The sequence below is a fragment of the Streptomyces sp. TM32 genome, assembly GCF_004122755.1.
In the GTDB taxonomy this organism is placed as follows: domain Bacteria; phylum Actinomycetota; class Actinomycetes; order Streptomycetales; family Streptomycetaceae; genus Streptomyces; species Streptomyces sioyaensis.
The window spans coordinates 1-13,732 of sequence record NZ_SDIG01000070.1 but is presented as its reverse complement, the minus strand read 5'-3'; the positions used below and the strand labels follow the sequence as shown (position 1 = coordinate 13,732).

At 72.0% G+C, this 13,732-nt stretch carries 11 protein-coding genes; 5 read left to right on the top strand and 6 right to left on the bottom strand.

Going from position 1 to position 13,732, the window contains the following annotated elements:
• Positions 1 to 100: 100 nt before the first annotated feature.
• From EST92_RS17200 to iolC, 5 genes are all read right to left on the bottom strand, one after another.
• Entirely contained in the window at positions 101 to 1,594 is a 1,494-nt protein-coding gene (locus EST92_RS17200) for a CoA-acylating methylmalonate-semialdehyde dehydrogenase (RefSeq protein WP_129281797.1), read from the bottom strand.
• Positions 1,595 to 1,631: 37 nt separating this feature from the next.
• Positions 1,632 to 3,515: a 3D-(3,5/4)-trihydroxycyclohexane-1,2-dione acylhydrolase (decyclizing) gene (gene iolD / locus EST92_RS17195; protein ID WP_129281796.1), complete on the bottom strand. Its 1,884-nt coding sequence runs from the start codon at positions 3,513 to 3,515 to the stop codon at positions 1,632 to 1,634.
• Positions 3,512 to 4,405, bottom strand: coding sequence for a 5-deoxy-glucuronate isomerase (gene iolB / locus EST92_RS17190; RefSeq protein WP_129281795.1), 894 nt, complete (start codon positions 4,403 to 4,405; stop codon positions 3,512 to 3,514). The genes iolD and iolB overlap by 4 nt, the downstream gene beginning before the upstream one ends.
• 30 nt (positions 4,406 to 4,435) lie before the next feature.
• On the bottom strand, positions 4,436 to 5,323 hold the full coding sequence (locus EST92_RS17185) for a deoxyribose-phosphate aldolase (RefSeq protein WP_129249712.1): 888 nt from the start codon (positions 5,321 to 5,323) through the stop codon (positions 4,436 to 4,438).
• A gap of 108 nt (positions 5,324 to 5,431) precedes the next feature.
• Positions 5,432 to 6,424, bottom strand: a complete 993-nt coding sequence (gene iolC, locus EST92_RS17180; protein WP_129281794.1) for a 5-dehydro-2-deoxygluconokinase — start codon at positions 6,422 to 6,424, stop codon at positions 5,432 to 5,434.
• Between the two features lie 697 nt (positions 6,425 to 7,121).
• Between iolC and EST92_RS17175 the strand changes: the two genes are divergently transcribed.
• From EST92_RS17175 to EST92_RS17155, 5 genes are all read left to right on the top strand, one after another.
• Positions 7,122 to 8,042, top strand: coding sequence for a sugar phosphate isomerase/epimerase (locus tag EST92_RS17175; protein WP_129281793.1), 921 nt, complete (start codon positions 7,122 to 7,124; stop codon positions 8,040 to 8,042).
• A 304-nt stretch (positions 8,043 to 8,346) separates the two neighbouring features.
• Positions 8,347 to 9,366 carry a Gfo/Idh/MocA family oxidoreductase gene (locus tag EST92_RS17170; protein ID WP_129281792.1) on the top strand — a complete coding sequence of 340 codons (1,020 nt, stop codon included), beginning with the start codon at positions 8,347 to 8,349 and terminating at the stop codon, positions 9,364 to 9,366.
• 388 nt (positions 9,367 to 9,754) lie between these two features.
• A complete protein-coding gene (locus tag EST92_RS17165; RefSeq protein ID WP_129281791.1) occupies positions 9,755 to 11,170 on the top strand; it encodes a sugar porter family MFS transporter in 1,416 nt (471 codons plus the stop codon).
• An 83-nt stretch (positions 11,171 to 11,253) separates the two neighbouring features.
• On the top strand, positions 11,254 to 11,634 hold the full coding sequence (locus EST92_RS17160; protein ID WP_254068864.1) for a peptidoglycan-binding domain-containing protein: 381 nt from the start codon (positions 11,254 to 11,256) through the stop codon (positions 11,632 to 11,634).
• 514 nt (positions 11,635 to 12,148) lie between these two features.
• Positions 12,149 to 12,343, top strand: a complete 195-nt coding sequence (locus EST92_RS17155; protein ID WP_033265761.1) for a MerR family transcriptional regulator — start codon at positions 12,149 to 12,151, stop codon at positions 12,341 to 12,343.
• A 40-nt stretch (positions 12,344 to 12,383) separates the two neighbouring features.
• On the opposite strand, the gene EST92_RS17150 is transcribed toward EST92_RS17155, so the two are convergent.
• Positions 12,384 to 13,478 carry a LacI family DNA-binding transcriptional regulator gene (locus tag EST92_RS17150; RefSeq protein ID WP_129281789.1) on the bottom strand — a complete coding sequence of 365 codons (1,095 nt, stop codon included), beginning with the start codon at positions 13,476 to 13,478 and terminating at the stop codon, positions 12,384 to 12,386.
• Between the last annotated feature and the right edge of the window lie 254 nt (positions 13,479 to 13,732).

Sequence of the window (13,732 nt, the reverse complement as noted above, 5' to 3'; positions counted from 1 at the left end):
CGGACCCCGGACGGCACGGACCCCCGGACGGCAGAAAGCCGACCGGGGGTCCGTCAGGGAACCCGTCAGGGCATTCGTCGGGGTACCCGTCCGGGCATCCTCAGTGGTTGCTGGGGAAGCCCAGGTTGATGCCGCCGTCCGACGGGTCGGGCCAGCGGGTGGTGACGACCTTGCCGCGGGTGTAGAAGTGCACGCCGTCGTTGCCGTAGATGTGGTGGTCGCCGAAGAGCGAGTCCTTCCAGCCGCCGAAGGAGTGGTAGCCGACCGGCACCGGGATCGGCACGTTCACGCCGACCATCCCGGCCTCGACCTCCAGCTGGAAGCGGCGGGCCGCACCGCCGTCGCGGGTGAAGATCGCGGTGCCGTTGCCCCACGGCGAGTTGTTCATCAGCGCGATGGCCTCGTCGTACGTGTCGACGCGTACGACGGACAGCACCGGGCCGAAGATCTCGTCGCGGTAGGCGTCCATCTCGGGCGTGACGTGGTCGAGGAGGGAGATCCCGAGCCAGTGGCCGTCCTCGTAGCCCTCGACGGTGTAGCCGGTGCCGTCGATGACGACATCGGCACCCTGGGCCGCGGCGCCGGTGACGTACGAGGCGACCTTGTCGCGGTGGACCTTGGTGATCAGCGGGCCCATCTCGGAGGACGGGTCGTCGCCGGGGCCGATCCGCAGCCGGTCGGCACGCTCCTTGATCTTGCCGATCAGCGGGTCGGCGGTCTCCCCGACGGCCACGACGACGGAGATCGCCATGCAGCGCTCGCCGGCCGAGCCGTAGGCGGCGTTGATCGCGGAGTCCGCGGCCAGATCGAGGTCGGCGTCCGGCAGGACCAGCATGTGGTTCTTGGCGCCGCCCAGCGCCTGGACGCGCTTGCCGTGGGCGGTGCCGGTGGTGTGGATGTAGCGGGCGATGGGCGTGGAGCCGACGAAGGAGACCGCGGCGATGTCCGGGTGCTCCAGGATCGCGTCGACGGCCACCTTGTCACCGTTGACGATGTTCAGCACGCCGTCCGGCAGCCCCGCCTCGGCGGCCAGCTCGGCCAGCTTGAACGCGGCGCTGGGCACCTTCTCGCTCGGCTTGAGCACGAAGGTGTTACCGCACGCGATGGCCAGCGGGAACATCCACATCGGCACCATCGCCGGGAAGTTGAACGGCGTGATGCCGGCCACCACACCGAGCGACTGGCGGATCGCCGCCACATCGACGCGGGTGGAGACCTGGGTGGACAGCTCGCCCTTGAGCTTCTCGGGAATACCGCAGGCCAGCTCGACGATCTCCAGACCGCGAGCCACCTCACCCAGCGCGTCGGAGTGCACCTTGCCGTGCTCGGCGGTGATCAGCCGGGCGATCTCCGCACGGTGGGCATCGACCAGCTCGCGGTACTTGAACAGCACCGAGGTGCGCTTGGTCAGCGAACTGGTGCCCCAGGACGCGAACGCCTCCTTGGCGGCGCGGACCGCCGCATCGACCTCGCCGGCCGACGCGAAGGCGACCTGCTTCTCCTGCGCACCGGTCGCCGGGTTGTAGACCGGACCGAAGTTGCCGGAGACGCCCTCGACGGGCTTGCCGCCGATCCAGTGGTTGATGGTCTTCATGCGGGGACCTTTCCGGGGTGACGACGTCGGGCTGTGGTCAGAGGTGACGGCGACGGCCGGCGGCCTGCCGGTCGTACGCCTGGCGGGCGGCGAGGGCCGCCGGCCGTGTCGCGGTCTCGGCAACAGGTACATCCCACCAGGCCTGCGCCTCCGGCGCGCCCGGCACTGTGTCGGCCGTTTCGGTCTCGACATAGACACATGTGGGCCTCTTTGCGCCACGCGCCTCGGCGAGCGCGGCACGCAGCTCGCCGACGGTGGCCGCCCGCAGGACGTGCATGCCGAGCGAGGCGGCGTTGGCGGCCAGATCGACCGGCAGCGGCGCGCCCGTATACCTGCCGTCCCCGGCCCGGAAGCGGTACGCCGTCCCGAAGCGCTCACCGCCGGTCTGCTCGGACAGGCCACCGATGGAGGCGTAGCCGTGGTTCTGGAGGAGGACCAGGGTGAAGGGGAGACCCTCCTGGACCGCGGTGACGATTTCCGTGGGGTTCATCAGATATGTACCGTCGCCGACCAGCGCCCACACCGGCCGGTCCGGATCGGCCAGCCGCACCCCGATCGCCGCGGGGATCTCATAGCCCATGCAGGAGTAGCCGTATTCGAGGTGGTACTGCCTGCGGGACCGGGCGCGCCAGAGTTTGTGCAGGTCACCGGGGAGGGACCCGGCAGCATTGATGAGCACGTCGGTGTCGTCGACCAGCGCGTCCAGCAGGCCGAGGACCTGGGTCTGGGAGGGCCGCGCGGAGTCGTCCGCGGTGTCGTACGCGGCATCCACCCGGCGCTCCCACTCCGCCTTCGCCGCCGCGTAGCCGGCCTCGTACTCCTTCGCGACGCGGTGTCCGGCCAGCTCCTTGCCGAGCGCTTCGAGTCCGGCGCGGGCATCGGCGACCAGGGCCGTGGCACCGAGCTTGTGGGAGTCGAAGGGGGCGATGTTGAGGTTGAGGAAGCGGACGCCGGGCGCGGCGAACAGCGTCGACGAGGCGGTGGTGAAGTCGGTGTAGCGGGTGCCGACGCCGATGACCAGGTCGGCCTCCCGCCCCAGCCCGTCGGCGGTGGCGGTGCCGGTGTGGCCGATGCCGCCGACGTCGGCGGGGTGGTCGTGGCGCAGCGAGCCCTTGCCGGCCTGGGTGGACGCGACCGGGATGCCGGTGGCGTCGGCGAAGGCGCGCAGCGCGTCCTCGGCCTCGGAGTGGTGGACACCGCCGCCGGCGATCAGGAGCGGCCGGCGGGCAGCGCGGACGAGGCGGACCGCTTCTGCGAGGGCCTCGGCATCGGGGGCGGGCCGGGCGACGCGCCAGACCCGGTCGGCGAAGAACTCCTCGGGCCAGTCGTACGCCTCGGCCTGGACGTCCTGCGGCAGCGCGAGCGTGACGGCACCGGTGTCGACCGGGTCGGCCAGCACCCGCATGGCCTGCAGCGCGGCCGGGATCAGCGCCTCGGGACGGGTGACCCGGTCGAAGTAGCGCGAGACCGGCCGCAGCGCGTCATTGACCGACACATCGCCCGCGTGCGGCACCTCCAGCTGCTGGAGCACCGGGTCGGCCGGCCGGGTCGCGAAGGTGTCGCCGGGCAGCAGCAGCACCGGCAGGCGGTTGACGGTGGCGAGCGCGGCGCCGGTGACGAGGTTGGTGGCGCCGGGGCCGATGGAGGTGGTGACGGCTTGCGCGGAGAGCCGGTCGCACTGCCGGGCGTAGCCGACCGCGGCATGCACCATGGCCTGTTCGTTGCGGCCCTGGAGGTACGGCAGCGCCTCGCCGGATTCCAGCAGGGCCTGGCCGAGACCGGCGACATTGCCGTGGCCGAAGATGCCCCAGCAGGCGCCGATCAGCCGGCGGCGCCGGCCGTCCCGCTCGGTGTACTGGTGGGCGAGGAACTCGACCAGGGCCTGCGCGACCGTCAGGCGGCGTGTCGTCGGGGCGTTCATCGGGCGTCTCCTGCCGGTGCTGCGTAGAAGGGGAGGCGGGGGTCGACGGGCTGATCGGGCCAGGTGGAGCGGATCCAGCCGTGATCGGGGTGATCGCAGATCAGCCATTCGCGGGTCTCGCCCGGCCCGGCCATCACGTTGAGGTAGTACATGGCGTGGCCGGGGGCGGCGATGGACGGGCCGTGCCAGCCGTCGGGGATCAGGACGGCATCGCCGCTGCGGACCTCGGCCAGCACATCGGTGCCCCGGCCGTGCCCGGACGGGCTGACCCGCTGATAGCCGACACCGTCCGTGCCGTGTGCGGGCTCGATCTCGAAGTAGTAGATCTCCTCCAGCTCCGACTCCTCCCCCGGGCGGCACTCGTCGTGCTTGTGCGGCGGGTAGGAGGACCAGTTGCCGCCGGGGGTGAGCACTTCCACCGCGATCAGCCGGTCGCACGCGAAGGTGCCGGCCGCGCCGAAGTTGTTGACCTGGCGGGAGCAGGTGCCGGTGCCGCGCAGCTCCACGGGGACGCCGGAGGCCGGACCGTAGCGGGCGGGCAGCCGCCGCTCGCAGCGGGCACCGGTGAGCGCGAACCGGCCGCCCGCCCCGGAGGCGATCTGCACATGCGCGTCACGCGGCACGTACGCGAAGTCCGTGACACCGCTGAACACGCTCTCCCGCCCGGCGAGTTCGAAGACGTCGCCGTCATCGGTCAGCACCGTGCAGCCGCCGGACAGCGGCAGCACGATCCATTCGCTGTCGCCGGTGGCGAAGGAGTGGTGGCCACCGGGCGGCAGGTCGAGGACGCGCAGCGAGGAGTAGCCCCAGCCGGCCCGCCCGGGGTCGATGTCCAGGGCGTACGGCCCCTCGGCGGCGGCGGTGGCCTTCAGGTGGAATTCAGTACCCATATGTCGAGTCTCCTGCGGAATGCGCGGCGTTCACAGCAGGCCTACGGCGGTGTCCACCGCGGCGGCGACGTCCCCGTCGGCGGGGTAGAGCAGGGAGCGGCCCACGACCAGCCCCTGCACCGTCGGCAGCCGCAGCGCCTTGCGCCACTTCTCGTAGGCGGCTTCCTGGTCGCGGACGGTGCTGCCGATGTCGCCGCCGAGCAGCACGGTCGGCAGCGTCGTGCTCTCGCAGACCCGGGCCATCGCCTCGGGATCGTCGGTGACCGGCAGCTTGAGCCAGGTGTAGGCCGAGGTGCCGCCGAGGCCGGAGGCGATGGCGACGGAGCGGATGACGGCCTCGGCGCTGAGGTCGTTGCGGACCCTGCCCTCTATCCGGGAGGACAGGAACGGCTCGACGAAGACCGGCAGTTCGCGCTCGGCCATCGCGTCGATGGCGCGGGCGGTGGCCTCCATCGTGGTCAGCGAGCCGGGGTCCGCGTAGTCGATGCGCAGCAGCAACTTGCCGGCGTCGAACCGGAGGCGGGCCAGGTCCTGCGGCCGGTGCCCGGTGAACCGGTCGTCCATCTCGAAGGAGGCGCCCGCGAGGCCGCCGCGGTTCATCGACCCCATGACGACCTTGCCTTCGAGCGCGCCGAGCAGCAGCAGGTCCTCCAGGATGTCGGCGGTGGCGAGCACCCCGTCCACGCCGGGCCGCGACAGCGCGAGCACCAGACGCTCCAGCAGGTCGAGGCGGTTGGCCATGGCGAGCTGCCGGTCCCCCACGGCGAGCGCGCCGCGGGCCGGATGGTCGGCGGCGACGATCATCAGCCGGCCGCTGTCGCCGAGGAGCGGGCGACGGGTGCGGCGGGCGGCGGCCTCCGCGACGGCTTCGGGGTGCCGGGCCCGCAGCGTCGCGAGGTCACTGATCCGAGGAGTCAAGGCTCAACTCACCTTCTTGAGTGCACAGGTGGGGCGGGCGGACCGCACGACGCGCGCGGCCACGGGGGTCACCGGGCGGCCGCGGGGGTCATCGGGCGGCCATGGTGGTCACCGGCTCGCGAGGAACGCGTCGACCTCGTCGGCCGTCGGCATCGCGGAGGAGCAGGCCAGCCGGCCGGCGACGAGGGCTCCGGCGGCGTTGGCGTAGCGCATCATCGGCTCCAGCTCCCAGCCGGCCAGCAGACCGTGGCAGAGCGCGCCGCCGAAGGCGTCACCGGCGCCGAGGCCGTTGACGACCTCGACCGGGGTGGGCGGGACCTCGGCGGTGCGCCCGTCACGGTGGACGGCGAGAACGCCCTTGGGCCCCTGCTTGATGACGGCGAGTTCGACGCCCTTGTCCAGCAGCGCCTGGGCACAGGCCTTGGGCTCGCGCAGCCCGGTGGCGACCTCGGCCTCGTCGACATTGCCGACCGCCACGGTCACGTGCCGCAGCGCGGCTTCGTAATACGGGCGGGCGGCGGCCATCGCCGCGGCACCGCTCGCCCCGCCGTCCCCGGAGGCGCCACCCTCGCCGCCCCAGAACATCGGCCGCCAGTCGAGGTCGAAGACGGTGGTGCCCACCTTGGCGCGAGCCTGGAGCGCGGCGAGCGTGGCGCTGCGGCTGGGCTCCTCGCACAGCCCGGTACCGGTGACCCAGAAGATCCGGGCCGCCGCGATGGCGTCCTGATCCAGCTCCTCGGGGCGGATGACCAGGTCGGGGGCCTTGGGGCGGCGGTAGAAGTACAGCGGGAAATCGTCCGGCGGGAAGATCTCGCAGAAGGTGACCGGCGTCGGGTAGGCGTCGACGGCGGTCACCCAGCGGTCGTCCACCCCGAAGTCGCGCAACGCCTGATGGATGTAGTCGCCGAACGGGTCGCGCCCGGTGCGGCTGATGACCGCGCCGCGGCGGCCGAGCCGGGCCGCGGCGACCGCGACATTGGTGGCGGATCCGCCGAGGAACTTCCCGAAGGTCTCGACCTGGGCCAGCGGCACACCGCTCTGCAGCGGATAGAGGTCCACTCCGATGCGGCCCATGGTGATCAGGTCGTACGGCTCGGTCATGTGCGCCCCTTCGGGTCAGCCGGCGCGGCGGGTTCGGCGGGTTCGGCTCTGAGAAAAGGTCTAACGGGGAGAGTCAGACCCTGTCAATACTTTGTCCTTACATACTGATGTCAAGGAGAGCGATGGACGCATACGGGGACCGTGAAAGGGGTGCATATCGTGAAAGGGGTGCACATGGGGACGGCGGGGTGATGGGCGCGTGGGCGACGGGCCGCACGCGCGCCGGAGCACGGGGGGGGCGGGCCGCGCGCACCACGGAGAATGGCGGCCCGCACACACCCGGCATTCCGGGAGGGCGGCCGCGCACCCGGAGTACGGGGCAGCCCGCAAACATCCTGGACACGGCTCGCTCGGCGCACGCCCCGGGACACGGCCCGCTCGACACACGCCCCGGGAACGCGTCCCATTCGCCGTACACCCCAGGCCGCTCGGCACACACCCCCGGAATACGGCCCTTTCGCCCCACACCCGGAACTCGGCCCGTTCGCCCCACACCCCGGGACACGGCCCGCTCGGCGCACACCCCGGAACACGGCCCGCTCGGCGCACACTCCGGCGCGCCCCGCGTGACAAAGTCCTTAAGTCCTTATGTCAGGACGAAGTCTTGACACTCCCCGGGGCGCCAGAGAGGCTGTGCCCCACAACCCCACCCCAGCGCCTCCCGGTCACCGCCGACCGGCGAGAGGAGAGCCGCAGCATGCCCGCTTCCCATGCCGCCCCGCCCGTCCTGGACCGCCTCCGCGTCGGTTCCGCACCCGACTCGTGGGGAGTCTGGTTCCCCGACGACGAGCAGCAGGTCCCCTGGCAGCGCTTTCTGGACGAGGTTGCCGAGGCCGGCTACGAGTGGATCGAGCTGGGCCCGTACGGCTACCTACCCACCGACCCCGCCGTCCTCCGCGACGAGATCGCCCGCCGCAGCCTGAAGGTCTCGGCCGGCACGATCTTCACCTCCATGCACCACGGCCCGGCCGCATGGGACAGGACCTGGGCGCACGTCTCCGAGGTCGCCACCCTCACCCAGGCGATGGGCGCGGGACACCTCGTCGTCATCCCCTCCTTCTGGCGGGACGACAAGACGGCCGAGGAGATCGAGCCGCGCGAGCTGACCGCCGAGCAGTGGACGCACCTGACGACCGGCACGGAGCGGCTGGCCCAGCGCGTACGGGACGAGTTCGGGCTGGACATCGTGGTGCACCCGCACGCCGACACCCACATCGACACCGAGGAACACGTCGAGCGCTTCCTGCACGCCACCGACTCCGACCTGGTCAACCTCTGCCTGGACACCGGCCACTACGCCTACTGCGGCGGCGACAGCGTCAAGCTGATCCGCACCTACGGCGAGCGGATCGGCTACCTCCATCTCAAGCAGGTCGACCCGGACATCCTCGGCGACGTCGTCGCCAAGGGCACACCGTTCGGGCCCGCCGTCAAGCAGGGCGTGATGTGCGAACCGCCGCTGGGCGTGCCCGCACTGCCGCCCGTCCTGGAGGCCGCCCAGGCGCTGGACGTCGACCTCTTCGCCATCGTCGAGCAGGACATGTACCCCTGCCCGCCCGACCAGCCGTTCCCGATCGCCGAGCGGACCCGGCGCTTCCTGCGGTCCTGCGGCGCCTGATCCCCCGTGAGCTGAGCCGCCCTGGACCGACACGGGACCACCCAGGCCGCCGCCCGGGTGACCCTGGATCACCCAGGACTCCCCTCGGACCCCTGGCTCCCCTGGACCTCCCTGGATCACCCAGGGCTCCCCCCAAGCCCCCCGGCCCCAGACCTCTTGCACCCGCCTCCAAGCCTCTTGCACCCGCCTCCAGACCTCTTGCACCCGCCTCGTGACGCCTCCTCATACCCCGGCAACGATTACGGAGAGTAATTGGTTTCCAGGGTACATCACACTCTGTAGCACGTAAGGACGTGAGGACGACATGACTTCGCTCGGAACCCTCGGTGTGGCGGTCATCGGCACCGGCCGCATGGGCGCCGACCACGTACGCCGGATCGACGAGGTGATCAGCGGCGCCCGGGTGGCGGCCGTGGTCGACATCGACGCGGCCCGCGTCAAGCATCTCGCCGGCCGCATCGAAGGGTGTACCGCCTACACCGACCCGGCCGCCGCCATGGACGACCCCGAGGTGGACGCCGTACTGATCGCCTCGCCCGGCCCCGCGCACGAGGCGACGCTGCTGGATGCCTTCGCGCGCGATCTGCCGGTCCTGTGCGAGAAGCCGCTGACGCCGGACGCGGCCTCCGCGCTGCGCGTGCTGGAGGCCGAGCGGGCGCTGGGGCACCGCCGGGTCCAGGTGGGCTTCATGCGCCGCTACGACGGCGGCTACCGCAGCCTCAAGTCCCTGCTGGAACAGGGCACTTACGGCCGTCCGCTGATGCTGCACAACAAGCACCGCAACGCCGACACCCCGCCCGGCTTCACCAACGCGATGATGATCAACGACTCGGTGGTGCACGAGATCGATGTGACCCGCTGGCTGCTGGACGACGAGATCACGGCCGTACGGGTGCTGCGCCCGTCGCCCACCGGGAACGCCCCCGAGGGCCTCAGCGACCCGCAGCTGATCCTCTTCGAGACCGCGGGCGGCCGGGTCGTGGACACCGAGCTCTTCGTCAACTGCGGCTTCGGCTACCAGGTCAGCTGTGAGGCGGTCTGCGAGGGCGGCACCGCCAGGATCGGTGACGACCACGGGGTGTTCAGCAACACCGCGGGCCACTGGGGCGGCGCCATCCCCCCAGGCTTCGTGGAGCGCTTCGAGGAGGCCTACGACCGGCAGGTACAGCGCTGGGTGCGCGCCACCCTGCGCGGCGAGGTCGAGGGCCCCAGCTGCTGGGACGGCTATGCGGCGGCCGCCGTGTGCGAGGCGGGCGTGCGCGCGCAGGCCACCGGCGAGCGGGTGCCCGTCGAACTGATCGAACGGCCGGCACTGTACCGCTAGCAGCCGGCGCTGTACCGCTGGCGGAAGGCGCTGTACGGCTGGCGGCCGGCGCTGTACCGCCGAGGCAGGCCCCACCGCCGAACGCCGTCCTCCCGCGCGCCCACCCGCCGACGCCCTACCGCCGGGAGCGCGCAGCCGCCCGCGCCCCCGCCGACCCACGACCCACCGAAAGGCCCCGCACCGTGCACCTCGCTCATGGCGCCGCCCGGCGCCGCTCCATAGCACTGCCCGCACCCTCCGTCTTGGCCGCCGCCTGCTCCGCCCCGGTCACCGGTTCATCCGCCTCGGGCGCCGGTTCTTCCAGCCCGGCGAGCAGGACGTGCAGGACGCGTGAGACGCGTGGGACGCGTGGGACGCGTGGGACACATAGCACGAGCGGGAGTTGACGATGGCCGTTCCGACCAGCCAGGTGGCGACCGCCGGGCCGTCCGCGGCCGCGCGGGCCCGCAGCGCACGGCGCTTCCTCGTCGGCATCGCCGCCGTCGCCGCCCTGGGCGGCGCCCTCTTCGGCTACGACACCGGAGTGATCTCCGGCGCCCTCCCCTTCATGGAGGCCCACTTCGGCCTCACGTCGCTCGGGGAGGGCGTCATCACCAGCGCGCTGCTGATCGGCGCGGCCTTCGGTTCGCTGCTCGGCGGCCGGATGTCCGACGCGCTGGGGCGGCGCAACTCCCTGTTGTGGGCGGGCGCCGTGTTCCTCGGCGGCGCCCTGGCCGTGGCGCTCTCGCCGAGCGTTGCGGCCATGACCGTGGCGCGGTTCGTGCTGGGTCTCGCCGTCGGCAGCGCCTCCGTGATCACCCCGCTCTACCTCTCCGAGATCGCGCCTGCGCACCTCCGCGGCCGGCTCGTCTCCTTCAACTCGCTGATGATCGTCAGCGGTCAGCTGCTCGCCTATCTGCTCAATGCCGTACTGGCGCACTGGGCGGCCTGGCGCTGGATGCTGGGGCTGGCCGCGCTGCCTGCGGTGGCGCTGTCCGCCGGGCTCCTCTTCCTGCCGGACACCCCGCGCTGGTACATCAGCAAGGGCCGCCGGGACGAGGCGGCCCGGGTGCTGGGCCGTACGCTGCCGGCCGACGCCGTCCCCGCCGAGCTGGCCCGTATCGAACGCGCCCGCGCCCTGGAGGACGATGCCCGGCGCGGCGCCTGGCAGCAGCTGCGGACCCCGTGGCTGCGGCGGCTGCTGCTGATCGGCATCGGGCTGGCGGCCGTGCAGCAGATCACCGGTGTCAACGCGGTGGTGTATTTCGCGCCCAAGATCCTGGCATCGACGGGGCTGGGCACCGGTGCCTCGATCACGGCCACCATCGCGGTCGGCGTCATCTCGGTCGTCGCCACCGCGGTCGGGATGTCGCTGATCGACCGGGTCGGCCGGCGGCCCATGCTGCTCACCGGTCTTGCCGGGATGACCGTCTCGCTCGCCCTGCTCGGCGCCGCGTTCCACCTTCCGCACTCCCCCGCGGTCAGCGCCCTGGTGCTCGCGCTGATGGTGCTCTACATGGCCTTCATGCAGGGCACGTTGAACACCGGGGTCTGGCTGCTGCTCGCGGAGATGTTCCCGTTGCAGGTCCGCGGACTGGCCATGGGGGCCGCGGTGTTCGTGATGTGGCTGGTCAACTTCGGTGTGGCGCTGGCCTTTCCGCTGCTGCTCGATGCGGTCGGCGCGGGCACCACCTTCTGGTTCTTCGGCGCGATGTGTGTGCTGTCCCTGGTGTTCTGTCGGCGGTACGCGCCGGAGACGAAGGGTCTGGCGCTGGAGGACCTGGAGCACGTACTGCACAAGGCGGCGACCGTGCAAGGAAATTGACGGGACATCACTGGGAACCGCGGCGCGCTCCCCCGGCGTCATCTCGGGTGGAATCACATCCAACGGGGGAAACGGTGGAAAACGTGAATACCAACGCACTCAGTCGCGCCCTCACCCGTACTGCCGTCCTGGCCGCGTCCGCGGGTCTGCTCACCGCGGGGCTGCTGACCGGTCCGGCGTCCGCCGCCGTGGCGGCCGCCGGACCGGTCGCGGGACGGGCCGACACGCTGGCGGCCTGCGCCTACTACAACGGCCGCGCGCTCACCGTCCACGGTCAGCGCGGCGACCGCGTCTCGCAGGTGCAGTGCCTGCTGGCGAACCGCCGCTATCTCCGCTGGGGAGACGTGACCGGGTACTTCGGTCCCAAGACCCTGGCCGCGGTGAAGAAGTTCCAGTCCCGGCACCATCTGACCGCCAACGGCAAGGTCGACAAGAAGACCTGGCACGCGCTCTACTACGCCTGACCGGCGGCCCGGCGGGTCCGCCTGCGGCTCACCTGCGGCGGGCCGGTTGCCCCTCCCGGGAACCGGCCCGCCGTACGACCGTTCACGGGCAGCCACACCCCGGCCGTCCACACCCACCGCACGACCGTCCCCGCCGCAGCACACGGCCGTTCGCGCCCGCCGCACGACCGTTCAGCGCCCGCAGCACCGCCGCCCACGCCCAACTCCCGGCCCGCAAGGCTCCTTGCCGCCGCTCCGCGCCGGTCCGTGCCGCTCCGGCCGCCGAGCCGGCATTCTCCCCTCTCGTCGCCGCACCCCCTCACGCCCCCCGCGTCCCGCCCGCGTCACAGCCGTCCGCCCCGCGTCACGGCTGTCACCATCACGCGGGGCTTCCGTCACAGCCGTTCAACAGCCCCTCCCCGGCGGTTACTCCGTGTCGTTGTCCAGGCACAGGGTGAGTGATCACCAGGCCGTACGCGGCCCCTGCCGGCTCCCCCGGGCCGCGCCTGCGTACGGCGCCGAGGAGGTGGCAGAGATGACCGACCGCAGGCTCTGGTCGTACAAGGAGATCGCCGCGCACATCCAGGTGCAGCCGGACACGGTGCGCTCGTACCGCAAGCACGGGCTGCTGCCCGAACCGGATCTGGTGGAGGGCGGAAAACCGTACTGGTTCGCCGATACCGTCAGAGCGTGGGTGGCCCAGCGGCCCGGCCAACGAGGCAGGCGCTGAGAGCCACCGGAACGGCACCCCGGAACGAGGGTGCGGAGGGTCAGGCGGGCCGGGGCGGTGCCGTCGATCCTCTGATCTCCAGTTCCGGGGCCACGAGTTGGTGTCCCGCGGGGGCGTGCGGGCGTTCCATCCGGTCCAGGAGGCAGCGCGCCGCGCGACGGCCGACCTCATGGCTGGCGTTGTTCACGGAGTTCAGCCAGAGGTGGCGGATACGGGCGAGGTAGGTGTTGTCGTAGCCGACGAGGGAGAGGTCGGCGGGTACGTCCAGGCCCAGTTCCTGGGCGGCGGACAGTGCGCCGACGCAGGAGATGTCGTTGAACGCGAAGACGGCGGTGGGGCGTTCGGTGCCGGTGTTGCGGGCGGTGTGCGTGGGGCCGAGCAGACGGACGGCTGCGCGGTAGCCGCCCTCCTCGGTTCCGTCGCCGCTCTCCACGACGGCGTCCGCGGCCAGGCCGTGGGAGCGGACGGCGGCCTCGAAGCCGCGCCGGCGCAGTGCGCCGACCGGCCCCTGCCCGGCGATGTGGGCGATCCGCCGGTGGCCGAGGCGGATGAGGTGTTCGGTGGCGAGCCGGGCGCCGCGTTCGTCGTCGTTGGCGACGAGGTCGGTGTGCGGCAGCCGGGGTTCGTGGTTGCCCGCGATGACGGTCGGCAGCCGCTCGGCGACCTCGGCCAGGCCCGCGGTGTCCGGCAGGGTGCCGACGACGACGAGGCCGTCGACCCGTAGTTCCTGGAAGGTCCGGGCGAAGCCGTGGCCAGCCCGCCGGTCCAGCCGTCCGTCGGCCATCAGCATCCGCAGACCGTGCGCCTGGAACAGGGAGTTGAGGCCGTCGAGCACCTCGACGAACCAGGGGTTGCGCATGTCGTTCAGCAGCACGCCGACGGTGTGGGTACGGCGCGCGACGAGACTGCGGGCCGCGGCGTTGGGCCGGTAGCCCAGTTCGTCGATGGCCGCCAGCACGGCCTGCCGCTTGGTGTCGCTGACCCGCGGTGAGCCCTGGAGCACGAGCGAGACCAATGATTTGGAGACGCCCGCGCGCTCGGCGACACCGCGGATCGTCGGTGCCCGGTCCGCTCCCGGCCGGGCTCCGGACCGTTCACCGGGCGACACGTCGGCACGCTTGTTGGACCGTTCCATGAACGGAAATCCTTCCACCGGGCCAAGGCAGCGTCAATGCTTCGGCACAAGCCCCCTGCAGAACGGTTGACATGCGGACATCAGGACATGCAGGGTGCCGGTGAGCGGTGATTGGACCGTTCCAATATCCGCGCCCCGGGCCACCGGCTTTCGGCCCGGTCACCGGCCGTCGGCCCGTGCCATGGGGACCCCGTCGGCACGTCCTACCGGCAGCAGCCGCGCCGGCACCCCCTCCCCCGGCTTCCGCCCTCACC

Coding starts and splice junctions, on each gene's coding strand:
- EST92_RS17200 (WP_129281797.1), bottom strand. CDS start 1,594: ATGAAGACCATCAACCACTGGATCGGCGGCAAGCCCGTCGAGGGCGTC.
- iolD (WP_129281796.1), bottom strand. CDS start 3,515: ATGAACGCCCCGACGACACGCCGCCTGACGGTCGCGCAGGCCCTGGTC.
- iolB (WP_129281795.1), bottom strand. CDS start 4,405: ATGGGTACTGAATTCCACCTGAAGGCCACCGCCGCCGCCGAGGGGCCG.
- iolC (WP_129281794.1), bottom strand. CDS start 6,424: ATGACCGAGCCGTACGACCTGATCACCATGGGCCGCATCGGAGTGGAC.
- EST92_RS17175 (WP_129281793.1), top strand. CDS start 7,122: ATGCCCGCTTCCCATGCCGCCCCGCCCGTCCTGGACCGCCTCCGCGTC.
- EST92_RS17170 (WP_129281792.1), top strand. CDS start 8,347: ATGACTTCGCTCGGAACCCTCGGTGTGGCGGTCATCGGCACCGGCCGC.
- EST92_RS17165 (WP_129281791.1), top strand. CDS start 9,755: ATGGCCGTTCCGACCAGCCAGGTGGCGACCGCCGGGCCGTCCGCGGCC.
- EST92_RS17155 (WP_033265761.1), top strand. CDS start 12,149: ATGACCGACCGCAGGCTCTGGTCGTACAAGGAGATCGCCGCGCACATC.
- EST92_RS17150 (WP_129281789.1), bottom strand. CDS start 13,478: ATGGAACGGTCCAACAAGCGTGCCGACGTGTCGCCCGGTGAACGGTCC.